This is a genomic window from Sagittula salina, assembly GCF_017813235.1.
GTDB lineage: Bacteria > Pseudomonadota > Alphaproteobacteria > Rhodobacterales > Rhodobacteraceae > Sagittula > Sagittula salina.
The window spans coordinates 117,418-142,075 of record NZ_JAGISH010000010.1; the positions used below are offsets into that span (position 1 = coordinate 117,418).

The 24,658-nt window shown below is 66.4% G+C and carries 25 protein-coding genes; 7 read left to right on the forward strand and 18 right to left on the reverse strand.

Features of this window, described 5'->3' with window-relative positions; translation table 11 throughout:
- Nucleotides 1–30: 30 nt before the first annotated feature.
- Nucleotides 31–300: a DksA/TraR family C4-type zinc finger protein gene (locus tag J5474_RS17125; RefSeq protein ID WP_209362322.1), complete on the reverse strand. Its 270-nt coding sequence runs from the start codon at nt 298–300 to the stop codon at nt 31–33.
- Between the two features lie 235 nt (nt 301–535).
- On the opposite strand from J5474_RS17125, the gene J5474_RS17130 reads away from it, so the two are divergent.
- Complete coding sequence (locus J5474_RS17130) at nt 536–1,042, forward strand: glutathione peroxidase (protein ID WP_209362323.1); 507 nt, start codon at nt 536–538, stop codon at nt 1,040–1,042.
- Nucleotides 1,043–1,099: 57 nt separating this feature from the next.
- Here J5474_RS17130 and J5474_RS17135 read toward each other — a convergent pair whose 3' ends face one another.
- The 9 genes from J5474_RS17135 to J5474_RS17175 all read right to left on the reverse strand — a co-directional run bounded on the left by J5474_RS17135 (nt 1,100) and on the right by J5474_RS17175 (nt 8,740).
- Nucleotides 1,100–1,336, reverse strand: a complete 237-nt coding sequence (locus J5474_RS17135; RefSeq protein ID WP_209362324.1) for an HP1242/YdcH family protein — start codon at nt 1,334–1,336, stop codon at nt 1,100–1,102.
- A gap of 112 nt (nt 1,337–1,448) precedes the next feature.
- On the reverse strand, nt 1,449–2,114 hold the full coding sequence (locus tag J5474_RS17140) for a thermonuclease family protein (RefSeq protein ID WP_209362325.1): 666 nt from the start codon (nt 2,112–2,114) through the stop codon (nt 1,449–1,451).
- Between the two features lie 80 nt (nt 2,115–2,194).
- Complete coding sequence (locus tag J5474_RS17145; protein WP_209362326.1) at nt 2,195–2,686, reverse strand: hypothetical protein; 492 nt, start codon at nt 2,684–2,686, stop codon at nt 2,195–2,197.
- A 110-nt stretch (nt 2,687–2,796) separates the two neighbouring features.
- Nucleotides 2,797–4,449: a choline dehydrogenase gene (gene betA / locus J5474_RS17150; protein ID WP_209362328.1), complete on the reverse strand. Its 1,653-nt coding sequence runs from the start codon at nt 4,447–4,449 to the stop codon at nt 2,797–2,799.
- A 148-nt stretch (nt 4,450–4,597) separates the two neighbouring features.
- Nucleotides 4,598–6,055 carry a betaine-aldehyde dehydrogenase gene (gene betB / locus J5474_RS17155; protein WP_209362330.1) on the reverse strand — a complete coding sequence of 486 codons (1,458 nt, stop codon included), beginning with the start codon at nt 6,053–6,055 and terminating at the stop codon, nt 4,598–4,600.
- A complete protein-coding gene (betI, locus tag J5474_RS17160) occupies nt 6,045–6,626 on the reverse strand; it encodes a choline-binding transcriptional repressor BetI (RefSeq protein ID WP_209362332.1) in 582 nt (193 codons plus the stop codon). The genes betB and betI overlap by 11 nt, the downstream gene beginning before the upstream one ends.
- Nucleotides 6,627–6,769: 143 nt before the next feature.
- Entirely contained in the window at nt 6,770–6,967 is a 198-nt protein-coding gene (locus J5474_RS17165) for a hypothetical protein (RefSeq protein ID WP_209362333.1), read from the reverse strand.
- A 113-nt stretch (nt 6,968–7,080) separates the two neighbouring features.
- The gene (locus J5474_RS17170) at nt 7,081–7,953 is read right to left on the reverse strand and encodes a DMT family transporter (protein WP_425342898.1); all 873 of its coding nucleotides are present in this window, start codon (nt 7,951–7,953) and stop codon (nt 7,081–7,083) included.
- Between the two features lie 196 nt (nt 7,954–8,149).
- Complete coding sequence (locus tag J5474_RS17175) at nt 8,150–8,740, reverse strand: LysE/ArgO family amino acid transporter (protein WP_209362334.1); 591 nt, start codon at nt 8,738–8,740, stop codon at nt 8,150–8,152.
- A gap of 81 nt (nt 8,741–8,821) precedes the next feature.
- Here J5474_RS17175 and J5474_RS17180 point away from each other — a divergent pair, with 81 nt between their 5' ends.
- Complete coding sequence (locus J5474_RS17180) at nt 8,822–9,721, forward strand: LysR family transcriptional regulator ArgP (protein WP_209362335.1); 900 nt, start codon at nt 8,822–8,824, stop codon at nt 9,719–9,721.
- Between the two features lie 460 nt (nt 9,722–10,181).
- Here the strand turns inward: J5474_RS17180 and J5474_RS17185 are convergent, their stop codons facing one another.
- Nucleotides 10,182–10,928, reverse strand: coding sequence for a YebC/PmpR family DNA-binding transcriptional regulator (locus J5474_RS17185; RefSeq protein ID WP_209362336.1), 747 nt, complete (start codon nt 10,926–10,928; stop codon nt 10,182–10,184).
- A gap of 111 nt (nt 10,929–11,039) precedes the next feature.
- Here J5474_RS17185 and J5474_RS17190 point away from each other — a divergent pair, with 111 nt between their 5' ends.
- Nucleotides 11,040–11,774, forward strand: a complete 735-nt coding sequence (locus J5474_RS17190) for a glutamine amidotransferase (protein ID WP_209362337.1) — start codon at nt 11,040–11,042, stop codon at nt 11,772–11,774.
- A 78-nt stretch (nt 11,775–11,852) separates the two neighbouring features.
- Here J5474_RS17190 and J5474_RS17195 read toward each other — a convergent pair whose 3' ends face one another.
- Complete coding sequence (locus J5474_RS17195; protein WP_209362338.1) at nt 11,853–13,631, reverse strand: SLC13 family permease; 1,779 nt, start codon at nt 13,629–13,631, stop codon at nt 11,853–11,855.
- A gap of 295 nt (nt 13,632–13,926) precedes the next feature.
- Entirely contained in the window at nt 13,927–14,739 is an 813-nt protein-coding gene (locus tag J5474_RS17200) for a TIGR00282 family metallophosphoesterase (RefSeq protein ID WP_209362339.1), read from the reverse strand.
- A gap of 179 nt (nt 14,740–14,918) precedes the next feature.
- On the opposite strand from J5474_RS17200, the gene J5474_RS17205 reads away from it, so the two are divergent.
- Together J5474_RS17205 and J5474_RS17210 are read left to right on the forward strand one after the other, a co-directional pair.
- Nucleotides 14,919–15,902: an efflux RND transporter periplasmic adaptor subunit gene (locus J5474_RS17205; RefSeq protein WP_209362340.1), complete on the forward strand. Its 984-nt coding sequence runs from the start codon at nt 14,919–14,921 to the stop codon at nt 15,900–15,902.
- Nucleotides 15,895–19,101 (forward strand): efflux RND transporter permease subunit, encoded by a 3,207-nt coding sequence (locus tag J5474_RS17210; protein WP_209362343.1) that lies wholly within the window; start codon nt 15,895–15,897, stop codon nt 19,099–19,101. The genes J5474_RS17205 and J5474_RS17210 overlap by 8 nt, the downstream gene beginning before the upstream one ends.
- A 69-nt stretch (nt 19,102–19,170) precedes the next feature.
- Here J5474_RS17210 and J5474_RS17215 read toward each other — a convergent pair whose 3' ends face one another.
- Together J5474_RS17215 and J5474_RS17220 are read right to left on the reverse strand one after the other, a co-directional pair.
- Nucleotides 19,171–20,022, reverse strand: coding sequence for an FG-GAP repeat domain-containing protein (locus J5474_RS17215; protein WP_245216535.1), 852 nt, complete (start codon nt 20,020–20,022; stop codon nt 19,171–19,173).
- Nucleotides 20,022–20,345, reverse strand: a complete 324-nt coding sequence (locus tag J5474_RS17220; RefSeq protein WP_209362345.1) for a 2Fe-2S iron-sulfur cluster-binding protein — start codon at nt 20,343–20,345, stop codon at nt 20,022–20,024. The genes J5474_RS17215 and J5474_RS17220 overlap by 1 nt, the downstream gene beginning before the upstream one ends.
- A 172-nt stretch (nt 20,346–20,517) precedes the next feature.
- Between J5474_RS17220 and J5474_RS17225 the strand changes: the two genes are divergently transcribed.
- Nucleotides 20,518–20,874 (forward strand): OB-fold nucleic acid binding domain-containing protein, encoded by a 357-nt coding sequence (locus tag J5474_RS17225; RefSeq protein ID WP_209362347.1) that lies wholly within the window; start codon nt 20,518–20,520, stop codon nt 20,872–20,874.
- Between the two features lie 222 nt (nt 20,875–21,096).
- Complete coding sequence (locus J5474_RS17230; RefSeq protein ID WP_209362438.1) at nt 21,097–21,597, forward strand: peptidoglycan-binding domain-containing protein; 501 nt, start codon at nt 21,097–21,099, stop codon at nt 21,595–21,597.
- 116 nt (nt 21,598–21,713) lie between these two features.
- Here J5474_RS17230 and J5474_RS17235 read toward each other — a convergent pair whose 3' ends face one another.
- From J5474_RS17235 to hflC, 3 genes are all read right to left on the reverse strand, one after another.
- Complete coding sequence (locus J5474_RS17235) at nt 21,714–23,108, reverse strand: Do family serine endopeptidase (RefSeq protein ID WP_425342900.1); 1,395 nt, start codon at nt 23,106–23,108, stop codon at nt 21,714–21,716.
- Nucleotides 23,109–23,405: 297 nt separating this feature from the next.
- Nucleotides 23,406–23,597, reverse strand: a complete 192-nt coding sequence (locus tag J5474_RS17240; protein WP_209362351.1) for a DUF2065 domain-containing protein — start codon at nt 23,595–23,597, stop codon at nt 23,406–23,408.
- Between the two features lie 4 nt (nt 23,598–23,601).
- Entirely contained in the window at nt 23,602–24,657 is a 1,056-nt protein-coding gene (gene hflC, locus J5474_RS17245) for a protease modulator HflC (RefSeq protein ID WP_209362353.1), read from the reverse strand.
- Nucleotide 24,658 lies beyond the last annotated feature (1 nt).

The following is a 24,658-nucleotide window of genomic DNA, read 5'->3' on the forward strand; positions in this document are numbered from 1 at the left end:
GGCCCGTTGCGTGAGCTTCCGACGCACCGCTCACTTCAACTGGCTGTCCTTCGATCCGCGCCGGTTGACCCCGCCGGACCGCACCGCGCGCCCCTGCCGCTCAGATGCGCAGTCCACGCAGAGCTTGACCCCCGGCAGAGCCAGCCGCCGTTTCTCCGGGATCTCCTCCCCGCATTCCGCGCATTCGGTGAAACTTTCGCCCACCGGCCCGCGCCGCAGCTTCATCCGCTCCAGTTCCTCCTGGATGGATGCCTCCATCTGCTCGTTTTCGGCCCCGTCCCGGCTCCATCCTCCGGCCATCGCGCATCTCCTGACGAACATCGTGCCACAAAGCCCCATCCCACCACGCGTCCCGCGCCAAGGCAAGCGCGGCACATGGCGTCCTCGCTTCACAAGACCGCGCGTTTACCGCCCATCTGCCGGACGAACCCCAGCCCCGGACCGGCGCCAGGGGACGCGCCCTGCCCCAGAAAATCTTGAAACCACTTCGTTCCGCCTGACGTATCTTTCTTGCATACCCGCCAAGGAGACCCCGATGCGCCTTCCCCTCCTCCTCTGCCTTCTGGCTTCCCCCGCCTTCGCAGACAGCTTTACATTCGACAGCATCGACGGCGGGCAGATCGCGCTCGATGATTTCCGGGGCCATCCGGTGCTGGTCGTCAACACCGCCTCGCGCTGCGGCTTCACCCCGCAGTTTGACGGGCTTCAGGCGCTGTATGACGCAGAAAAGGACCGTGGCCTCGTGGTTCTTGCGGTGCCGTCGGGTGATTTCCGTCAGGAACTGGCCAGCAACGCGGCGGTCGCCGATTTCTGCGCCGTGAACTTCGACCTGACCCTGCCGATGACCACCATCACGCACGTCAGGGGCTCCGAGGCGCATCCCTTCTACGCATGGCTGAAAGCCACCGAGGGCTTCGAACCCGCATGGAATTTCAACAAGATCCTGCTCGACCCCGAAGGCCGGCCGGTGGCGACATGGGGCGCCACGGCCCGGCCGCAATCCGCGCCGATCACCGAGGCCATCGCGCCCTACCTCAAATGAACGAAAACGGGCGCCCCAAGGGGACGCCCGGCACGATACAGGTCGTATGAAGACCGATCAGGCCCGCAACAGGGCGTAAAGCTCGTCCTTCAACGCGGCGCGCTCCTTACGCAGCTGTTCTTCGGCCAGCTGCTCCATGGGGGCGACGTTGGTCTCTGCCTTGTGGACCTTCTCGTTCACATCCCGGTAGGCTTCGGCCACCTTCGCGAAATGCGCGTCCGAGGTCTTGAGGGTGTGGATCTTCTCCGCGAATTCCGGGAATTCCTCGGCCAACTGATGGGGAACGTGGGACATCTGCGTCTCCTTTGTCTTCCTTGTTCAAAGACAAGATGGCGCATCCGCCGGCCCCGCACATTGACACGGGTCAAATGGAATATCCTCGCCACGCTTTTTTTCGCGAAAACTCTCAGCGCTTCGCGGCGCGCCAGCCCGCGGCCTCGGCCTCCGCGGCGGAGCAGAACCAGCGCTCGCCCTTCGACGCGCTGATACGCGTATCGCGGTAATGCTGCTGGCCGGGCATATGGTAAATCCTGCGCGTGCCGCCGCCGCTGATATTGCCCTTGATCTGGCAGTTTCCTGAGACATGCAAAGCCTCGGTCTGCGCCGTAGTCGCGCGCTTGCGGAACTGCGCCGGGTCATCCATCTCGACGGCGTGCAGCCCCAGCCCGGCGGCCTTTGCCCGCGCCTCGTCGCTGGCATACTCGTTCGAATATGTCGTGTAGGCCAGCGCCAGTCCCTGCTGTACAAGACCCCGCCCGATGTCCTGCCCGTCGACCGTGCAGCGCGCCACCAGCCGTCCATACCGGTCAACGTCCCGCACGTCGCAGCGCGCCATCCGGCCTTCGTAGACCTGCGCGACATGGCGCGCCACCCAGGCCCCGCAGGCCCAGGTTGCCCTGCCCTCGCCACCGCAGCGTTGTTTCATTTCCGGCGTATCGATGCCGTGCAACCGTACACGGTGATCGCCCACGTCGATGGTGTCCCCGTCGATCACATGAACGGCCCCGACCAGGTCGGAGGCCGCGACCGGTCCGCCAAGAAGGACCGCTACAATGGCAAGATATCTGAACATTTCCCTAACATCTGGCGGGTTTCGGGCCGCTTCAAGGGAAATCCTCTATTAACCTTAAACGCAGGCGTGTGTTGCTGAGGTCACTTGCGCCAATACGCCCGGCGCGTCGCGGAGTCCTGCCCGGCCGCCAGATGCGGCCGGTCACCCAGCGCGTATATCCCCGCCCGCATCCGCGCCGCCCGCCGCGCCTCCTGCGCATAGGCCCCCGCCTCCGCGCCATAGGCCAGACCGCTCCGCACCAATTCGCGGCCCAGATCCGCACCGCCGTCGAGGCAGAAGCCTACGACCATCCCTTTGGAGTCGCGGAACAGTTCAAAGCAATCCAGTATCCGCCCCTCATAGCGCGCGTGCAGTTCCGCCCCCAGCCACGCACCGCAGCCCCAGGCCCAGCGCCCCTGTCCGCAGACCGCCCCGCGCGCCACGCCGGTCACGCCGTGCAGCCGGAACACCGTGCCCCCGACCTCTATCCGTCCGCCGTCCAGCATCCGCGCAGGCCCGGAACTGGCGACATCGGCCTGCACCGCCATAGGGGCCAAAACCAGAACACCGACGATTTTCAGAAAGTTTAACATTCCGTTAAACTGACCACTGCCCAAGCCGACAGCAAGCACGGCCTTCAATCGTACTTAACGCACGCCCGAAATACTATCTGGACGCCCCCCCTCGGCCCACCAGCCCGAAATCAGCGCTGCTGTGACTGCCACTCCGGGTGTACCCAGGACACGGAGTCATCGCGCGGCAGCCGCCGCCCCAGCATGTGATCGGCAATCTTCTCACCCACCATTATGGACGGCGCGTTCAGGTTGCCGTTGGTGATGCGCGGAAAGATCGAACTGTCCGCCACCCGCAACCCCGCCACGCCGATCACCCGGCCCTCCGGATCGACCACCGCGCCTGCGTCTTCCTCCGCCCCCATCCGGCAGGTGCCGCAGGGGTGATAGGCGCTCTCCACGTGCTCCCGGATGAACCCGTCCAGCTCCTCATCCGTCTGCACCGCCGCCCCCGGCTGGATTTCGTGACCGCGATAGGGGGCAAAAGCTTCCTGTCCAAAGATCTCCCGCGTCAGGCGGATACAGGCGCGGAAATCCTCCCAGTCCTGTGCCACGCTCATGTAGTTGAACCGGATGCGCGGCGCCTCTGCCGGATCGGCAGACCGCAGTGTGACCGCACCCCGCGAGGACGAGCGCATCGGCCCCACATGCGCCTGAAAGCCATGGCCCTCGGGCGCGACGCGGCCGTCGTATCGCACCGCGATGGGCAGGAAATGGTATTGAATGTCAGGATATTTCACCCCGGCCTTCGAGCGGATGAACCCCGCGCTCTCGAACTGGTTCGACGCCCCCGGCCCGGCCCGGCCAAACAGCCACCGCGCGCCCACATAAGCCTTGCCCATGAGGTGCCAGTACCTCGCCAGCGTCACCGGCTGGGTGGCGGCCATCTGGATGTAAAGCTCCAGGTGGTCCTGCAGGTTCCGCCCCACCCCGGGGCGGTCGGCACGCACCGCGATGCCCTGCGCGTGCAGATCCTCCGCCGGGCCGATCCCCGACAGCATCAACAGCTTCGGCGAGTTGATCGCAGAGGCGGAGATCACCACCTCCTCGCGCGCGTGCAGCACCTCGACGCGCCCGCCCATGTCCAGTTCGACCCCCGTGGCGCGCTGCCCGTCAAAGACCACCCGCCGCGCCAGCCCGCGCACCAGCCGAAGGCCGCGTTTCTTGGCCGGCCGCAGATAGGCCTTCGCCGCGGACCAACGCGCCCCCTGCCACACCGTCATGTCAAAGGCGCCGAATCCCTCCTGCTGGAACCCGTTGTAATCGCCCGTCTCCGGGTAACCGGCCTGCCGCCCGGCCTCGACAAAGGCCCGCACAAGCGGGTTGTTCCGCCGCCCGCGCGTCACATGCAGCGGCCCGCCCCGCCCCCGCCACGCAGGATCGCCGCCGTGGCCGCCGTGGTGCCAGTCCTCCATGCGCTTGAAATAGGGCAGCACGTCGGCATGGCCCCAGCCCGCCGCGCCCTGGGCCTCCCAGTGTTCGTAATCCAGCGCGTGACCGCGCACGTAGATCATGCCATTGACCGAGGATGACCCGCCCACGACCTTGCCGCGTGGACAGGCCAGACGCCGCCCGCCCAGGTGCGGTTCCGGCTCCGTCATGAAACCCCAGTCGTAGCGCTTCATGTTCATCGGATAGCTCAAAGCGCCGGGCATGTTGATGAACGGCCCCCAGTCGGTGCCGCCGAATTCCACGACAATCACCCGCTTGCCCGCCTCGACCAGCCGATAGGCCAGCGCACAACCGGCCGACCCGGCACCTACGACGATGTAATCCGCGTCCATTACGTCTCTCCCGGATATTGACCGTTCTGCATGCCTCGAGCGCCTGGCGCCTCCGGCGGGAGTATTTCTCGAAGCAGAGAAACAGGGGCCTCTGCTTCTCTGTTTTTCCAAATACTCACCGACGCGAGGCCGCCGCGGGCGGGGCGCCTCAGAAGGGTGCTTCCACGTCGCCCATGCGCACATAGACCGACTTCAATTGCGAATAATGCTCGATGGCGGCCTTGGAGTTCTCGCGCCCCACGCCCGACATCTTTGCCCCGCCGAAGGGCAGTTCCACCGGCGCGTCGTTGTAGGAATTGATGAAGCAGGTTCCCGCCTGCATCTGCCCGACCACCCGGTGTGCCCGGGCGAGATCGCGGGTGAAGACGCCGCCCGAGAGGCCCATCTCCGTTGCGTTGGCGCGGGCGATGACCTCCTCCTCGGTGTCGAAGTCGAGAACCGACAGCACCGGGCCAAAGATCTCTTCGCGCGCGATGGTCATGTCGTCGCTGACATCGGCAAAGACCGTGGGCGCGATGTAGAACCCATCGCCCGCCAGCGCATTGCCACCACAGACCAGACGCGCGCCTTCCGCGATCCCCTTTTCGATGTAGCCCAACACGATGTCGCGCTGGCGCTGCGAGACCATCGGCCCCAGCGTCGTCGCCTCGTCCATCGGGTCACCGATCACGGCGCCCTGCAGACGGGCGGCAAGCCGGTCGAGGAAGCGCTGCTTGATCGCCTTCTGCACGAAGACCCGCGTCCCGTTCGAACAGACCTGCCCCGTTGAATAGAAATTGCCGAGGATCGCGCCCCCCACGGCGTTCTCGATGTCGGCGTCGTCGAAGACGATCAGCGGCGACTTGCCGCCCAGTTCCATGGTGACGTTCTTCACCCCCTCGGCGGCGGCTGCATAGACGCGGCGCCCGGTGGCGACGGAGCCGGTGAGCGAGACCTTCGCCACACGCGGATCGCCGACCAGAGCGGCACCGACCGCACCCGCGCCCTGCACCACGTTGAACAGTCCGGGCGGTGCGCCCGCTTCCACCATGATCTCCGCCACCTTCAGCGCGCAAAGCGGCGTCACTTCGGAGGGTTTGAAGATCATGGCGTTGCCGCAGGCCAGCGCGGGCGCGGCCTTCCAGCAGGAAATCTGCGTGGGGTAGTTCCAGGCGCCGATGCCGACACACAGCCCCAGCGGTTCACGTACGGTATAGCCCCAGTCGGCGCCAAGCTGGACGTGCTCGCCGGTCAGTGTGCCGGCGAGGCCGCCGAAGTATTCCAGCGCGTCGGCCGCGCTGGTGGCATCCGCGCAGATCGTCTCGGACAGGGGTTTGCCGGTGTCCCAGGTTTCAAGCACCGACAGGCCGTGATTGCGCTCCCGCAGGATCGCGGCGGCACGCAACAGGACGCGGCCGCGCTCGACGCCCTTCATGGCGGCCCAGGCGGACTGGGCACGCAGGCCGCTCTGGACCGCCTTCTCGATCACGTCGGGCGTCGCCGCGTGCACGCGCGCGATTGTGGCGCCGGTGGCCGGGTAGATCACCTCGATCACCTCGCCCGCGCTGTCCTCCAGGTAGGCGCCATCGACATAGTGGCTCGCCACGGGTTGCGTGTCATAGGGCATCGGCCCCTCCTTCTGTCATGAGTGCATGGGCCACGCGCGTGACCTCCTCGGCGGAGCCGGAGACCCCCGTCCCCGCCAGCGCCGCTCGCAGGTAGACGCCGTCGATCAGCGCGCCCAGCACCTCCGCCACACGGTCGGGTGCGGTGCAGCGGCCCCGCAGCGCGAAACGCAGGTTCGACCGCAACCGCGCGTGGTAAACCGCCAGCAGCCGCCGCGCCTGCGCATCGCGCTGCGCCAGCCCGTAGAACGCGAGCCATGCCGACACCGTCGCCGCCTCGAAGCTCGACGGGGCGAAGTTCGCCGCGATCACCGCCTCCAGCCGCGTGGCCGGGTCGGCGGCGTGTAGCGCCTGCCGGACTTCGGCGGCGTATTCCCTCAGGATGTGTCGCATGGCGGCAAGGAAAATATCCGTCTTGCCGCCGAAATAGTGATGCGCCAGCGCGCTGGACATGCCGGCACGCTTCGCGATCGCGCTGACGGTCACGTCAAGGGACCCCTTCGCCCCGATCTCCTCGATCGTGGCCGCCACCAGCGCCGCGCGCCGTATCGGTTGCTGTCCTTGCTTCGGCATGTCTCCACGACTGCCGTTTCTTGACTGACGAGTCAATCAAGACTCGCGCAGTTTTGCACCCATCTGACAGGCGACCCGAATGCCCACCCTTTGGGTCGCGCGTCAGGCGTCCTGCGACCGGGGCCGCAAGCCGCGTGTCATCATCACAGCGCCAGCGTGCCCAGCACGGTGTTTTGCGGCAGGCGTGCCACCTCCACCCCGCCATTGGTCCGGCGCAGGTTGTAGCCGTAGCCCCGCATGCGGAACTTCCACTCGGCCTCCGACAGCACCTTCGCGCGTTCACGCACGAGGAAAGCCTCGATTTCAGCCATGTCGTCCGTCAACTTGTTCTCCGCAAACATTGTCCACCCTCCTGAAACTGACTGTTTACGGATTAAGAAATGCCTACCGAATCGGGCAGGATTGCGCCCGACTTGCGGATTTTTAAGGTTACGTGCGCTCAGCCCGCGTCAGCCTAGTGCTTGGTCTCCGCCACCACCGGCGTCACCCGCCGGTTCAGCACCGCCTCGCGCCATGTGATGAACACCACCGCCGCCATGATCAGCGAGCCCCCCGCCACGACCCAGACATCCACCGGCTCGGCAAAGAACAGCGCGCCCAGAATCACCGACCACACCAGCTGCAGGAAGGTCACTGGCTGCGTCACCGTCACCGGCGCCGCGGCAAAGGCCAGCGTCATCGCGTAATGTCCCGCCGTGGCGAAACAGGCCACGCCGAACAGCACAAAGACCTGCCATCCCGTCGGCCAGACCCAGACCGCCAGCGCCATGGGCGCCAGCCCGATGGTCACCGTGACCGACAGCATCGCCACCACCACCGTGGCGCTGACCTCGCCCGACAGCACCTTGGCCAGCAGGTAGGACACGCCGTAGACCAGCGCCGTCGCCAGCATTGCGAAATGACCGGGATCAAGCTCGCGGAAGCCAGGCCGCAGGATCAGCAATGTTCCGATCAACGCCGCCACGATTGCCATGATGCGCCGGATGTGCAGCGTCTCGCCCAGAAAGAACACCGCCAGCAGGGTCACATAGACCGGGTTGAGGTAGTTCATCGCCGTGACCTCGGCCAACGGGATGCGCGACATGGCGTAGAACCACAGCGCCACGCCAATGGTGTGCATGGCGCCGCGCAGGGAAAACAACCCCCATTGCCGCCGTGTCAGCCGCACCGCGGCCAGCCTTCGCCAGACCGGGATGAGAAAGACCAACCCCATGAGATAGCGCAGGAAACCCGCCTCCACCGCGGGCACTGCCCCATCGAGGGATTTCACAAGGGCCGTCACCATGACAAAGCACAGCCCCGTCACCGCCATCCAGAAAATGCCCATGCCGGGCCGTTGCTGCGTGTCCATGGCCGAAGGGGTAACGCGCCCCGAAGCGCTGCGCCAGACGGCGGGAGTATTTTTCAAGCAGAGAAACAGGCAGGAACGCCCCGCGGCCCCTGCATCTCTGCTTTACAAATTCTCACCGGCGCAACCGCGCAGGCGGCGCTCCACCCGGCAAGGCCCCCGGCAAGGCCCCCGGTCAGCCCAGCAGCAGTCCCAGTGCGATCCCCCACATGGTCAGCCCGATGACGAGGTCCAGCAGACGCCAGGCCAGCGGCCGCGCGAAGAGCGGCGCCAGCCCGCGCGCGCCGTAGCCCAGCGCGAAGAAGAACAGGAACGATCCCGACATGGCGCCCAGAGCGAAGGGCAGCGCATCATAGCGCGCCGAAACCGAGCCGAGCAGCACCACCGTATCGAGGTAGACATGCGGGTTGAGCCAAGTCAGCGCGAGGCATGTCAGCACCGCCGCGCGCAGGCTCTGGGTGCCCTCGCCCGCCTCCAGCGCCACGCCGCCGCGCCATGCCGCCCACAGCGACCGCGCCCCGTACCACACCAGGAACGCCGCGCCGAAAACCCGCATCCCCCAGTCCAGCCCCGGCAGCGCCTCAGCCAGGGCGCCGAATCCCGCGACCCCGGCGGCGATCAGCACCGCGTCGGAGACCGCACAGACCAGCACCACAGGCAGCACATGTGCGCGCCGCAACCCCTGCCGCAGCACGAAAGCGTTCTGCGCCCCGATCGCCACGATCAGGCTCAGCCCCAGCGCCATCCCCTGCAGGTATCCCGTCATTCCGCTCTCCTTTTTCGCCGTCCTAGCGTGACGCGGCGCAAAAGCCGAATTAAACTGTCTACACATAGATAAGAGATGCTCATGCACGACCCCGCCCAGCTCATGGCCCTCGAGGCCGTTCTGCGTCTCGGCGCCTTCGACGCGGCGGCGGGCGCGCTGAACGTCACGCCCTCCGCGATCTCGCAGCGTATCCGCGCGCTGGAGGATCGCGTCGGTGCCCCCCTCGTGTTGCGCACCACGCCCGTAACGGCGACGGAAACCGGCCGTCGCCTCGCCCGGCACGCCCGCGACATGGCCCTTCTCGATGCGGACCTTGCCCGCGATCTGGGGCATTCCGCCACCGCCCGTCTGCGCATCGCCGTCAACGCCGACAGCCTTGATACATGGGCGATCCCCGCGCTTGCGGCGACGGATTTCCTGTTTGACGTGGTGGTGGAGGACGAGAGCGTCAGCCACGCCCGCCTCCGCGACGGCGACGTGATGGCGGCGATCACCGCGCGCGCGCGCCCGGTACAGGGCTGCGACAGCCTTGCGCTCGGGACCATGCGCTACTTCGCCACCTGTTCGCCGGCCTTCCACGCCCGCCACTTCGCAAACGGTGTCACGGTCGAGGCGCTCTCGCAGGCACCGATGCTGGATTTCTCGGGCAAGGACGTGCTGCAACGCGGCTGGCTGGCCGGGTTGACGGGGCTGGCTGGTCACACGGGGCAACCGGGACGGCGGCTCGGGCCACCTGTGCATCACCTGCCCTCGACCCACGGCTTTGTCACCGCCGCGCGCGAGGGTCTGGGTTGGGCGCTCAACCCGCTGCCGCTGGTGCAGGCGCATCTCGACAGCGGCGCGCTGCTGGCAATGCACCCCGACCGCCCGCACGACGTGGCGCTCCATTGGCAGGTCCGCAGCCTCACCGCCGCCGCGATCCGCCCGCTGACCCAAGCCCTGCGCCGCCACGCCCGCGCGGCCCTGCTGCCCGCACCCTGACGCCGCCGGTGCTGGCTCCTTTTCGGCCCGCGCGCACGTCTTCCAGGCGGGCGATCAGGATCGAAAAGGCCGCCTCGGCAGACATAAGAGGTAAGCCAACCGGCCTGCAACAAGGGACCGGGGCCATTCTGCGAACCGGACGGGTATCGGGCCTGTTATCCGCCGCCACCAGGGCCACGCCCGGCAAAACCCCGCCCCGAATTCTCCTGCACAGCGGCGATCCGGCAGTGGCGCAAGCGACCCGGCCAACCCGAACAGCAAGCCCCGAAGCGGTCATCGCGGCCCGTGGCCCCTGCGCAGGCCGGGTCCTGCGAAAGTAAACGGGCCCTGAACGGGCCCGCCTAACATCCTGAATACATTGAGTCCGAAAGATGTCCCACGCTGGGACACGACGCGCTCCCCGATCTTGACCCAGCCCTGCGGCCCCAGTCCTCTAACCCGGTTCGCGGACGCTCGATCCTCAGCCTTCGAGCTGGGACATGACCTCGTCGGTGGCCTCGAAATTCGTCGTGACCCGCTGGACGTCGTCATCGTCCTCAAGGGCATCGACCAGCCGCATCAGCCCCTGAAGCGACTCGAGATCCATTTCCGTGGTCGTGGTCGGCTGCCAGACCAGCTTCGTGGACTCCGACTCGCCCAGCGCCTCTTCCAGCGCGGTGGAGACCTCGTTCAGGTCCGTATCGGCACAGTAGACGATGTGGCCGTCCTCCGAGGATTCCACATCCTCCGCGCCCGCCTCGATCGCCGCCATCATCACGTCATCGGCACTGCCCACGGAGGCCGGGTAGACGATCTCGCCCTTGCGCTCGAACATGAAACCGACCGACCCCGTCTCGCCCAGATTGCCGCCGTTCTTCGAAAACAGCGATCGCACGGTCGACGCGGTCCGGTTGCGGTTGTCGGTCATGGTCTCCACGATCACCGCGACCCCGTTCGGGCCGTACCCCTCGTAGCGGATCTCGGCGTAATCCTCGCCCTCGCCGCCGACAGCCTTCTTGATGGCCCGCTCGATGTTGTCCTTCGGCATCGACTGCGACCGGGCTTCCTTCACCGCCAGACGCAGGCGCGGATTCTTCTCCGGGTCGGGGTCGCCCATCTTCGCGGCGACCGTGATCTCCTTCGACAGCTTGGAAAAGACTTTCGCCCGCAGTTTGTCCTGACGGCCCTTGCGGTGCTGGATGTTTGCCCATTTGGAATGGCCGGCCATGGTCTTGCCTCTCGGTCACGTATTCTGAAAATTCGCGCCTCTATAAGCCATGCGCGCCCCCCTTGCCAAGGGCGGCTTGCGGTGGCCCCGCCCCGCGCATAGCCTCGCGCCATGGCACGCTTCCTCCTCCTCCAGCTGCGCCCCGAAACCGAGGCCAGCGATGACGAATACCACGCCTTCCTCGACAAGGGCGGGCTGCGCGAGGCACAGGTCCACCGTATCCGGCTCGACCGCGAGGCGCTGCCAGCAGCGCTTGACCCAAGCGATTATTCAGGCGTCATCGTCGGCGGCGGGCCGGGCTGTGTATCCGACCCGCCCGTGGCCAAGGACCCGGTCGAGGCGCGCATCGAGGCCGCCTGCCTGTCGCTCATGCCTGCCATTACCGGAGGCGATATTCCCTTCATGGGTTGCTGCTATGGCATCGGCATCCTGGCCCATCACCTCGGCGCCGACGTGTCAAAGGCGCGCTACGGCGAACCCGTCTCCGCCGCCCGTTGCCGGCTCACGTCCGAGGGCGCGAAGGACCCGCTGACCGCGTTGCTCCCGGCAACCTTCAGTGCCTTCGTGGGCCACAAGGAGGCCGTGCAGCACCTCCCTGCAGGCGCCGCCCACCTCGTGACGTCCGACGGCTGCCCCCTCCAGATGATCCGTCACGGTCGCAACGTCTACGCGACCCAGTTTCATCCGGAGGCGGACGCGGCGGGCTTTGAAACCCGCATCCGCATCTACCGTCACAAAGGCTACTTCCCACCCGAAGAAGCGGACGCCCTGATCGAGATGTGCCGCGCGGCCCAAGTCACGCATCCCGCCCGCCTGCTCGAAGGCTTCGTGCAACGGTACGGCTGAGACGGCCCCTGCTTCTGCCTGGCCGGAAATACTGCGGGGTCCGTGGCAGAGAACCGGAGGCACCATCGGAGCACATCCTCAGAGCGGGAAGAACACCGGGATCAACAGCGATCCCAGGAGCGCCACCAGCACGTTCATCGGCACGCCGATGCGCAGGAAGTCGATGAAACTGTAGCCACCCGGCCCGTAGACCAGCGTGTTGGTCTGGTAGCCGATCGGCGTGGCAAAGCTGCACGACGCCGCCAGCATGACCGCCACCACCAGGGGCCGCGGCTCCAGTCCCAGCGTATGCGCAAGGCTGATGGCGATTGGGGTGACCACCACGGCGACGGCGTTGTTCGACACGATTTCCGTCAGGGTGGAGGCCAGCAAAAAGACCGCCATGACCACCGCCCAGCCGGGCAGTTCCGCCAGAAGGGGCGCGACGGCATCCACCACCAGCTTCACCGCGCCAGAGCTTTCCAGCGCCGCCCCGATTGCCAGCATGGCGAAGATCAGCGCCAAAAGCTGCCCTTCGATGAAGGTGAACGCCTCATCGGCATCGATGCAACGTGTCAGCAGCACCACCGCCATGGCGATGACCGCAAGTGTCAGGATATTGGCGACGCCCAGCGCCGAGAGCACCACGATCCCCAGAAGCGCACCGATGGCGATGGGCGCCTGTGCGCGGCGAAACGCCCGGGCCGAAGGTTGCGTCACGTCCACGAGCGCCATGTCGTCGGCAAGACGCTTGATGTCCTCCGGATTGCCCTCCAGCAGCAGCGTGTCGCCGACGCGGACCACCAGTTCGTCCAGCTGCCGACCGATATTCTGGTTCCGCCGGTGCACCGCCAGCGGATAGACGCCGTAGCGCCGCCGCAAGCGCAGCCCGCCCAGCGATCGGCCCACCATCTTGCAGCCCGGCGAGATCAGAACTTCGACGGTCGTGGTTTCCTTTGCCGAAACCTGATCGACGCGCTTCAGCGACTTGTCGCGCTGGAGTGACAGCAGCTCCGTCATCTGCGTGCGCAGCACTACCCGGTCGCCCACCTGCAGCTCCACGTCCTGCAGATTGCGGCGCAGCGATTCATCGCCGCGCACCACGTCGACCAGCCGCACGCCTTCGCGCTTGAACAGCTGCACACCCAGCACCTCGCGACCGACGAGGTTGCTTTCCGGCGGAATCACCGCTTCGGTAAAGAACTTCATCCGCGACCGGTCCGAAAGCATGCCCGCCATCGAATGCCGCTCGGGCAGCAGAAAGCGCCCGACAAAGGCGATGAAGCCCATACCCGCCACCGCCAGCACCACAGCCAGCGGCGTGACCTCGAAAATGGTGAATGGCTCCAGACCCGCGTTGCGCGCCACGCCGTCCACCAGCAGGTTGGTCGACGTCCCGATCAGCGTCGTGGTGCCGCCGAGGATCGCCGCGTAGCTGAGCGGGATCAGGAGCTTTGACGGCGTGGTGCCGAGCTGTGCCGCGATCTGCACCATGATCGGCAGCATGACCACCACGACCGGTGTGTTGTTCAGAAAGGCCGACGCCACCAGAACGGCAGCGAAAATGCCGACCATGGCGACCTTGGGCCTTTCGCGAACCTGTCTCTGCGCCAGCCCGGTAAAGGCATCGAGCGCACCCGTTCGAACCAGCGCGCCCATGATGATGAACATGGCCGCGATGGTCCACGGCGCCGGGTTCGCCAGAACGGCCACGCCAGCGTCGTAGTCGAGGATGCCCGTCAGCAGCAGGAACGCGGCGCCGCCGATGGCAATCACCTCGGTCGGGTAGGTTTCGCGCACAAAGAGCAGCAGCATCACCGCCAGCGTGCCCAGCGTCACCCAGGCCTGCGTCGTCTGGCCCAGTTCGATCAATCCCATGCGGCCCTGCCCTTTTTTTCGCCGTCACACAAACGCTTGCATTCTGCCGGGCCGCCGGGCGCTAGGCAAGCGGACGCTTCGGCGCAGGGGGGCGGCGAACGGTTTCGGCCGCCTCGGTGCCGGTTCAGAGCGCATTGCGACCAGCGCCGGGGCCGGTCCCCGTTCGGGCACCGGATCGCCGGAGGATCACCACGGTGTGATAACATCCGGTAAATATCGCCATACCGAAGCGCTGCGGTGCCGACGCCGCTCGACTGCCTGCCCCACAAAAGGGCAGCGCGCCCTCAGGATGCTCTCACGGGCCGCACTGCGGCAGGCGACCACCCTGGCGAACCATTGCGACGCTCTTTGCCTTGCCCGTCATGTCGTCGGTCTCGACAAAGACGCCGGACAATGTCGCCTCCCCGCCCGCAGGTTCGAACCGGCCCTTGGCCATACCGTTGACAAAGCGGCGCAGGGGTTCCTCCGGCTCCATCCCGATGACGGAGTTGTAATCGCCGCACATGCCCGCGTCCGACTGGAAGGCGGTACCCTTCGGCAGGATCTGCGTGTCCGCCGTGGGCACATGCGTATGCGTGCCCACCACCAGGCTGGCGCGGCCGTCGCAGAAATGGCCCATGCCCATCTTCTCGGACGTCGCCTCGCAATGCATGTCCACCACGATGGCCTGCGCCTGACCGCCCAGCGGATGCCGTTTCAGCGTCTCGTCGACCGCGGCAAATGGCGAATCGTAGTTGCGCGACATGAAAACCTGGCCCAGTGCCTGTACCACCAGAACCTTGCGCCCGCGCGCGTCCTTGTACAGCGCGGCACCCCGACCCGGCGCTTGCCGGGCAAAGTTCAGCGGGCGGATGATGCGAGTATCCGTCTCGATATGGGCCAGCATCTCCTTCTGGTCAAAGGCATGGTCGCCCAGCGTGATCACGTCTGCGCCCGCATCGAAAATCGCCTTCGCATGGGCGGCGCTGAGCCCGTGCCCGTTGGTGGCGTTCTCGCCATTCACGATCACGAAATCGAGCCGCCAGTCCGCGCGCAGGGCGGGCAGACGGTCCGTGATCCCCTGCCGCCCCGCGCGGCCCATCACATCGCCAAGAAAGAGTATACGCATGGCCGCACGCCTATCCCGCACCGCGCGGAAAGCAAAGCCCCGATCTGCGCCGCCGCCCCGTGCCGCTGCGGCCCTTCGTGCAAAACGCGCAGAGTCCGAAGACTTGATCGTAATCAAGGTAGCCTGCGCCCAATTCATGCGAACTGAAGTCACGATTTCCCGCGCGACCGGAGGCACGCATGCGTATACCGCCCCTTCTGACACTTCTTGCCGCGCTCGCCGGGCCACCGCTTTGGGCGCAGACGTCGACCGTCACCGTAACCCCGCAGCCGGTCACCGAATGGAAAGCGGTCTACGGTCAGGTGGAATCGCGCGACCGGGTGCCCGCCCGGGCGCGTATTGGCGGCACTCTGGTATCGCTTGCCGTGACCGAAGGCGACCGTGTCACCGCCGGCCAGCGTATTGCAGTGGTCGAAGACGACAAGCTGCAATTCCAGATCGACTCGGTCGACGCGCAGCTTGACGCGCTGCGCGCCCAGCTGGAGACGGCGCAGACCGATCTCACGCGCGGCGAGACGCTGCGCGAACGCGGCGTCATCACGCAACAGCGTCTCGATCAGTTGCAGACCGCCGTCGACGTGATCGAAGGCCAGATGCGCGGGCTGGATGCTCAGCGGCTGGTGGTGGAACAACAGATCAGCGAGGGCGAGATCCTTTCGCCGCAGGAGGGCATCGTGCTGTCGGTGCCGGTCTCGCGCGGGTCTGTCCTGACGCCCGGAGAGGCTGCGGCGGTAATCGGCGGTGGCGGCACCTACCTGCGCCTGTCGGTGCCGGAACGTCATGCGGAGGACCTGACCGAAGGCGATGTTATCGAGATCGGCACCGGGTCGGAAACGGAGCAGACCGGCACGCTGGTCAAGCTCTATCCCCAGATCGAGGGCGGGCGCGTCCAGGCCGACGTGGAGGTCGAAGGACTCGACGCGCGTTTCGTCGGCCGCCGGGTCCCGGTGCGTCTGCCTGTGGGCGAACGCGAGGCCATGCTGGTGCCAGACGCCGCGCTGTTCCGGCACGGCGGGCTCGACTACGTGACCGTCAGCGAGGGCGCGGAGACGCGCACGTTGACCGTCGTCCCCGGCGGCACCGTAATGAAAGACGGTGCAGCATGGCGCGAAATCCTGACCGGCCTGCGGGGCGGCGAAGAGGTGGTCCTGAACGATGAGTGACGAACAAACCCCGCTCGGGCTTGCCGGGCGGCTGACCCGCGCGTTCATCGCCTCGCCGCTGACGCCGCTGTTCCTTCTGGCCTCGATCGCCGTGGGGCTGATCGCGTTGGCAAGCCTGCCGCGTGAGGAAGAACCGCAAATCTCGGTGCCCTTGGTAGACATCCACGTTCAGGCCGACGGGCTGAGGGCCGAGGACGCGGTAAAGCTGATCACCGAACCGTTGGAAAGCATCGTCAAAGGCATCGATCAGGTCGAACACGTCTATTCCGACACGCGCGACGACAGTGTCATGGTGACGGCGCGTTTCCTCGTCGGCGTTTCCACCGACACTGCCATCCTGCGCGTGCGCGACAAACTTCTGGCCAACCTCGACCGCATTCCCGTGGGCATCCCCGAACCCATCGTGAAGGGGCGCGGGATCAACGACGTGGCCATCGTCGCGCTGACCTTCGGCCCGGCGCCGGGACAGGAGATCGTCACCGCAGCCGACCTCACCCGCATCGCGCGCGAGGTGCAGATGGAACTGGCCAAGATCGAGGATGTTGGGCTGTCCTACCTGGTGGGCGAAACGGACGAAGCGCTGCGCGTGGCCCCCGACCCGGAGAAGCTGGCGCTTTATGGGGTCACGCTGCAACAGCTGTATGCCAAGGTCGAAGGTGCCAACAGCGCCGCCCCGGCGGGCCTCTTGCGTGACGGCGGCGAACAGATCGGCCTGGCCATCGGCAGGACGCTCTCGACGCCGGAGGAAATCGCCAACCTCGAACTGACCACCCGCGACGGGCGCACCGTCTACGTGCGCGACGTGGCAGAGGTTTCCTTTGTCACCGACCTCGACGAACACACCGTCGCCACCTGGCAGCGGGCGGAGGACGGCGCCATCACCCGCGCCCCTGCCGTCACGCTGGCCATCGCCAAGCGCGCGGGGTCGAACGCCGTGCTGGTCGCCGAGGAGATCCTGCACCGGGTCGCGGCGATGGAGGGCAAGCTGATCCCCGACAGTGTCGCCGTCGAAGTCACCCGCGACTACGGCGAGACCGCCGACGAGAAGGCCAACGAGCTGCTCTTCCATCTCGCGCTGGCGACTGTTTCCATCGTGGTTCTGGTGCTGCTGGCGATCGGGTGGCGCGAGGCTTTCGTGGTGGCGATCGTGATTCCGGTGACGATCCTGCTGACGCTCTTTGCCGCCTACATCATGGGCTACACGCTGAACCGTGTGTCACTGTTCGCGCTGATCTTCTCCATCGGCATCCTCGTGGACGATGCCATCGTTGTAATCGAGAACATCGCCCGGCACTGGGCAGGCCGCATCGGCGGGCGCAAGCCTTTGCCCGCCGCTATCGCCGCCGTGGCGGAGGTGGGCAACCCGACCATCGTCGCCACGCTCACGGTCGTGGTGGCACTGCTGCCGATGCTCTTCGTCTCCGGGCTCATGGGTCCGTACATGAGCCCGATCCCGGCGAACGCATCGGCGGCGATGATCTTCTCTTTCTTCGTGGCCATGATGATCACGCCCTGGCTGATGCTGAAGATCGCGGGCAAGGCCTACGCCGACAGCGCCCACGCACATGACGCGCAGGGCGGTTGGCTGGGGCGGCTGTACTCCGGTGTCGCGCGCCCCCTGCTGCGCAGCAAGGCGGTCAGCGGGGTCTTCCTCCTGGTGGTGATCGTGCTGTCGTTCGGTTCGCTGGGCGCGCTTTATACCCGCGATGTGACGGTGAAACTGCTGCCCTTCGACAACAAGTCCGAGCTGGCCATCGTCATCGACCTGCCCGAAGGCGCCAGCGTGGAGGCCACCGACGCTGTCGCCAGCGGCGCCACGCAACTAGCACTGGACCTGCCGGAGGTCCGTTCCGCCCAGAGCCACGCTGGCACCGCCGCACCCTTCAATTTCAACGGCCTCGTGCGGCATTACTTCCTGCGCCAGAACCCGGAGATGGGCGAGGTGCAGTTGAACCTCTCGCCCAAGGGAGACCGCGACCGCAGTTCGCATGACATCGCACTGGATCTGCGCCAGCGTCTGTCCGCACTCGATACCCCCGAAGGCACCGTCATCAAGGTCGTCGAACCGCCGCCCGGCCCGCCGGTGATCTCCACCCTGCTGGCGGAGGTCTACGGCCCCGACCGGGCAAGCCGCCAGGCCACGGCTGCGAAAGTCCGCGAGGCCTTCGAGGCGGTGCCCTACGTCGTCGATGTGGACGACAGCCTGGGCCGACAGCCGCGCCGTCTGCGGGCGGAGCTTGACGTCAGCGATCTGGATTTCTACCGGGTGCAGGAGGCCGACGCCCTGCAGACGCTGCGACTGCTCAACGGATCGACCACGGTGGGCTATTCGCATCGCGGCGATGGCCGCCGCCCGATCCCCATCGTCATGGGCCGCGCCCGCGCCGACCGCACGCTGGACGAACGCGCGCTCGCCGTCCCCGTCCCTGCCAACGCCATCCCCGGCGCGCGCGGTGTGGTGGAGCTGGGCGACATCGTGTCGGTCACCGAAGAACGCACCTCCTTCCCCGTCTTCCGCCACAACGGTTACGACGTGGTCATGGTCACCGGCGAAATGGCCGGCACTTTCGAGGCCCCGCTTTACGGGATGCTCGCCGTGGCCGAGCAACTGGACGGCATGACGTGGGAAGACGGGGAGAAACCCGTCATCAGACTGAACGGCCAGCCAGCGGAGGTCGATCACCCTGTGCTGCTCTGGGATGGCGAATGGGAGGTCACTTGGGTCACCTTCCGCGATATGGGAGCGGCCTTCGCCGTGGCGCTTCTGGGGATCTACATCCTCGTGGTGGCGCAGTTCGGATCCTTCCGTCTGCCGCTGGTGATCCTGACGCCGGTGCCGCTGACCTTCCTCGGCATCATCGGTGGGCACTGGCTGTTCAACGCGCCGTTTTCGGCGACCTCCATGATCGGCTTCATCGCGCTGGCGGGGATCATCGTGCGGAACTCCATCCTGCTGGTGGACTTCATCCGCCATGCCGATCCATCCGGCGCCGTCTCCATCGACACGCTGATCGAAGCCGGGGCGACGCGGTTCAAACCGATCCTGCTGACGGCACTGGCGGCGATGATCGGCGCGGCGGTGATCCTGACCGATCCGATCTTCCAGGGTTTGGCAATCTCGCTGCTTTTCGGGCTGATCTCGTCCACGGCGCTGACCGTGCTGGTGATCCCGGCGATTTACCGTCTGTTCAAGACCTGAACCCTGCCGCCCTCTGAATAGAAAAGCGCGGCCCGTCCGGGGGCCGCGCGTCTTGCTCTGCCGTTAGCGTCAGCGGCAGGCCAGCGCGTCCTCCATGGCTTTTTCGCTGTACTCCGCCAGCCGCCGGGCCCTCAGGGAGCCATCGAAACGCAGCGCCACCACGTCGCGCCAGTCGTCTGAGGCCACGATCATCTCCGGCCCGTCGCCGCAATCACGCAACCCGCCCGCGACGCGGTCCCAACCGATCTGGTGATTGGTGAATCCTTCGGCCCTTGCGACCTCGGTCAGCGCGCCATCGGAATAGCGCCAGACGCGCAGCACCTTCGCCAGGTGCGGGCGGTCCACATAGGCGAGTTCCACAGCACCGTCGCCGTCAAGGTCGCCGATTCCCACCGGCGCGAGCCAGCGGAAGGCACGCCCGATGTAGGGCGTCGCCGCTATCTTTTCTCCCGAACCGTTGTAGACCGCCAATTGCGCGCCGCGTTCGACATGGCTCTCGACCACCACCGCCTCCCGGCAGGTGTCACCGTCGAGATCGTAGATGCGCGGGGCCAGGTCTTCAAAGACGCGCTCTTCGGGCAGCCGGACAGTGACCGTTTCGCGCCGGGCCTTCCCCGTGAACGGTATATCGCGCGGCAGTTCCCAAACCGGGGGATGAGTGGTGCGCAATTCAAGCGCGCCGAATTCTCCGGCCCCGCCCAGCACATCGTGGCCATAGCGCGTGACCGGATCGGCGTAGGCCGCGTTGGTGACACAAGGAAAGGCCCACGCCGCTGTCCCGGCCCCCACGAACACCAGAGCCAGCCCCGCGCCGCAGGCGAGCGCGCGCCAGGTCGCGCGCGGGCGGCTCGCGCGCGGGCGGCACGGCGCCTCCGCGGGGGGGTGCCGTCCCTGCCCCGGAGGTACTCCGGGGCAAGCCATCAGATCTGCTTTTCCGGCATCCGCACGACCAGCCCGTCCAGCGCGTCGGAAACCTTCAGCTGGCAGGTCAGGCGCGACCGCGCCGGGTCCGGCTGGTAGGCGAAGTCCAGCATGTCCTCTTCCATGTCTTCCTTCGGCGGCAGTTTGTCGATCCATGCCGGGTCCACATAGACGTGGCAAGTCGAGCAGGCGCAGGCGCCGCCACAATCCGCCTCGATGCCGGGAATGTTGTTGTCCCGCGCGCCTTCCATCACGGTCAGACCGTTGGGCACATCCACCACGTGCTCGGTTCCGTTGTGCTCGATGTAGGTGATCTTTGCCATTTCACCGCTCCTTTGTAGCTCGTCGACCGCATACCTAAGCTTCCACGCCGCCCGCCGCCAGTGGGTTTTGCGCGTCCTGCGGCGAGATGCGCCATCCTGAGCGCTTGTCGCGGCATCACGATCACGTAACGGGGGCTTTTGTGCCGATCAGGATTGTTCTATTTTTGTTCTCATGAACTGGCCCCGCCCTCCCTCTGCCATCCCCGCCGATCACCTGCACAGGCCGCCCCCGGGCGCGCGCGTCACCGTGGCGGGGCTGGTGATCCTGCGTCAGCGGCCCGGTACCGCGAAGGGAGTGATTTTCATCACCCTGGAGGACGAGACCGGCGTGGTGAACGTGATCGTCTGGCGCGCGCTCTATGAACGCTTCCGCCGGGCGGTGATCGCAGGGCGAATGCTGCGCGTTACAGGGCTGTTGCAGCGCGAACACGGCGTCACGCATGTGATCGCGGACCATATTGAGGACATTTCGCAACTCCTCGACCTGTTGCTCGACCCCGATCTTCCCAGCCCGCAGCAAATTCGCTAGGGTCGCGGTCAGGACCGGCCCGAAGAGGCCAGAAAAGAGGCCAGAGCAGTGAGATCCCGCCCCGATACGCGCCTTTCCGCGCGTTTCGTCCGAACCGGCGCAAGCCGGGCGGTCCTGTGCGCTTTGCTGCTATCCGCCTGCACCCAGCCCAGTCATCGGCCAACCCCCCTCTCCGAGGGCGAAGACGTCACGCGCGAGGAGTTCTCAGACATTCAGCCGGTGATGCTCTCCCCGGTGCGGCTTGCCACGCCGGTGATCGCGCTGTCGGACGGCCGCTGTCAGGCGCGCGAGGAACTGCCCGCCGTCTACGAACACGTCATGGGCGAGGTGCAGGTGATCCAGGCCGAGATCGCCCCGGACGGCACGGTGATCACGCCCCCGGTCTACCGCCGCGCACCGGTGCCGAAAGTTGTCCAGGAACGTTCGGAAATCATCTTTGACGCGGTCTGCGGCCACCAGATGACGCCGGACTTCATCTCTTCGCTGCAACGCGCGCTGGCAGCGCGGGGCTATTTCGACGGCAACGTCTCGGGCTGGATCGACCCACCCACGGCGGCGGCGATCCGCAAATATCAAGCCGATCGCGGTCTGGACAGCGACCAGCTTTCGCTGGAGACGGCGCGCACGCTGGGCCTGATCATCGTCCCGCTGAACGAGACCTTAAACCAGTCGACATCGGCCCCACCATCATCGGGCGCCAAGGCGGGTTCAACGGCGGGATAAGACCTGCGCCGCCCTGCCCCGTTCAGCACGCCCCCGCGACCTTCCGGATCCAATCCATCCCGGCATACGAAAAGGGCGCCCCGAAGGACGCCCATTCGCAGACCATTCATGAACCGTCAGCCTTCGTCCAGCCCCAGCGCCACAAAGCGCGGGTCACCGGCGCGGCGGACCAGCAGCAGGATCGACTTGCGGCCCTCCGACTTTGCCTCGTCGATGCGGTCCTGCAGTTCGGCCACGGTGCGGACCGTGCTCTGGCCGGCCTCGGTGATCACGTCACCGGCGCGCAGGCCCTTCTCGAAGGCCTGACTCGCCTCGTCGACCGCGGTGACGGCGAGACCGTCGGTGCCTGTCGGCACCTGCAGTTCGGTACGCATCTCCTCAGTCAAAGGAGCGAGTGTCAGACCCAGTGCGTCGAGCGCCTGGGGTTCTGCCGCCTCCGGGGCATCGGCCGAGGCGGGGATCGCGCTCTCGGCTTCTTCGCGGCGGCCGAGGGTGATCTTCAGCGTCTCGGTCTTGCCGTCACGGTTGACCACGACGCGGACCGTCTTGCCGACGGGTGTGTTCGCCACGGTGCGGACCAGCTGGCGGGTATCCTCGACATCCGTCCCGTCGAAGGACAGGATAACGTCACCGGCCTTCATGCCGCCGTCCTTTGCCGGGCCGTCGGGCACGTCGGAAACCAGCGCGCCGGTGGCTTCGGCAAGGGCAAGCGCCTCCGCCACGTCGTCAGTCACGTCCTGAATGCGCACGCCCAGCCAGCCACGGCGGGTCTCGCCGTATTCCTTCAGCTGGTCGACGACCTTCGTCACCACGTTCGACGCCATGGAGAAGCCGATGCCGATGGAACCTCCGTTCGGAGACAGGATCGCGGTGTTCACACCGATCACGTCGCCGTTCATGTTGAACAGCGGACCGCCGGAGTTGCCACGGTTGATCGCCGCGTCGGTCTGGATGTAGTCGTCATAGGTGCCGGAGAGCGCCCGGTTGCGGGCCGACACGATCCCGGCGGATACGGAAAAACCCTGCCCCAGCGGGTTGCCCATCGCCATGACCCAGTCACCCACGCGGGCGATGTCTGAATCCCCGAAGGAGACGAACTTAAGCGCGTTGTCGGCCTCGACCTTGAGCAGGGCGATGTCCGTGTTGGGGTCGGTGCCGACCAGCGTCGCGGGCAGCGTGAAGCCCTCGAAGAACTCGATCTCGATCTCGTCGGCGCCATCGATGACGTGGTTGTTGGTCACGATGAAGCCGTCTTCGGAGATGACAAAGCCGGAACCGAGCGCGGAGGACTTGCGTGGCGTCTGATCCCCGTTGCGGTCCTGGAACTCGCGGAAGAAATCCTCGAAAGGCGATCCCTCAGGCACGATGCCCTGCGGACCGGTCCGGCCCGCGACAGTGGTCGACGTGGTGATGTTGACCACCGCGGGGCTGATCCGCTCCGCCAGATCGGCAAAGCTTTCCGGGGCACCACGAGCGGCCGCCATCAGCGATTGAGACAGGATAAGCACCATCGAGAGCGTGGCCAGCCAGAAGACTCTCAGCGGCGTCACGTTCTCCCGGGTTCGTGCGATGACTTGCGGTTTCAAGGAAATCTCCTTTTTTCTGGCGCGGTCAGCCGCCTCCACCCTCAGGCCACGACTGTCCTGCCGACCTCGTTAGTGTGTCGTACATAAGAGTGATGACGCAACACCAAAGACGTGTACAGGCGATCTCACGCCCAAGTGACGGACGGTGAAGGAACGCAGGCAGGATATAGGGCGCTGCGTCCGGTCAGGCAACGGGTACGGACCATCCCCGACCGACGGGGATCAGTGCTTTGCCAGCCAGACCAGCAGCACGCCGGTCACCAGCGTCAGCAACCCAAGATTGCGGCGCATTTCGATCGGCATGGCCTTGAGTGCTTCGAGCATACGCTCGACAAGCGAAGGGGCCAGTGCGTACACCAGCCCCTCGATGACGAGGACCATGCCGATCCCCGCCAGTATGTCCTGAGTGCCCATGGCCTCAGTTGTTTTCCGTCGGCGCGCCCGGCTCGGTCACCGGTTCCCCGACGGGGGCGGTGTCGGAGGCCGGTTCGGAAGCCGGGGCTTCCTGTGCGGCAGGCGACTCATCGGAGGCGGGCGCTGATGCGTCCTCCTGCGGAGCGGGCTCGCCAGCCGGTGTCTCTGCGTCCGGCGCCGGCGTTGCCCCCGTGCCTTGTGCGTTGAAGTACTCGAAGAACTCCGAGGCCGGTGTCATGACCATGGAGGAATTACCGCCCTGCAGCGCGTTCTCATAGGCCTGCATGGAGCGGTAGAAGGCAAAGAACTCCGGGTCTGCGCCATAAGCCTCCGCAAAGATTCCGTTCCGCTCCGCGTCTGCCTCACCACGGATCACGTTGGCTTCGCGCTCCGCTTCCGACAGCGTCTCGACCACGGTACGGTCGGCCAGCGCGCGCACACGTTGCGCCGCCTCGTTACCGCGCGCGATCTCGTCCGCCGCTTCGCGCTCGCGCTCTGCCCGCATCCGGGCAAAGGTCGCATCGAGGTTCTGCGCCGGGAGGTTGGTCTGCTTCAACCGCACGTCCACGACGTCAAGCCCGAGCGACAGCGCCTCTGCCCGCGCCTGATCCCGGATGCGTACCATCAGCGTCCCCCGGTCCGAGGACAGGATGGTGTCAGACGTCACCTGATCCGCACCCAGAACTTCGCGGATCTGCGCATTCAGGATTCCCTGCAGGCGATCCTCCGCAACGCGGATACCGCCGACGCCGACGGCCTGACGGAACCGCACAACGTCCGCGATGCGATACCGCGCGAATGCGTCGACCACCAGGCGGCGGTCATCCGAGGGCGTCACCTCGATGGTGTCGGTATCGAGCGACAGGATCCGGTCGTCATAGGTCACGACCTCGTCGAGCAGCGGCATCTTGAAACCGAGGCCCGGATCCTCCTTCACTGCCTGGATCTGGCCAAAGCGCAGCACCAGCGCCTTTTCCCGTTCGTCCACGACAAATATCGAGGATAGCGCCACCACCAGAATCACCACGGCGGCGGGCAACAGGTATGTCGTCTTGTTCATC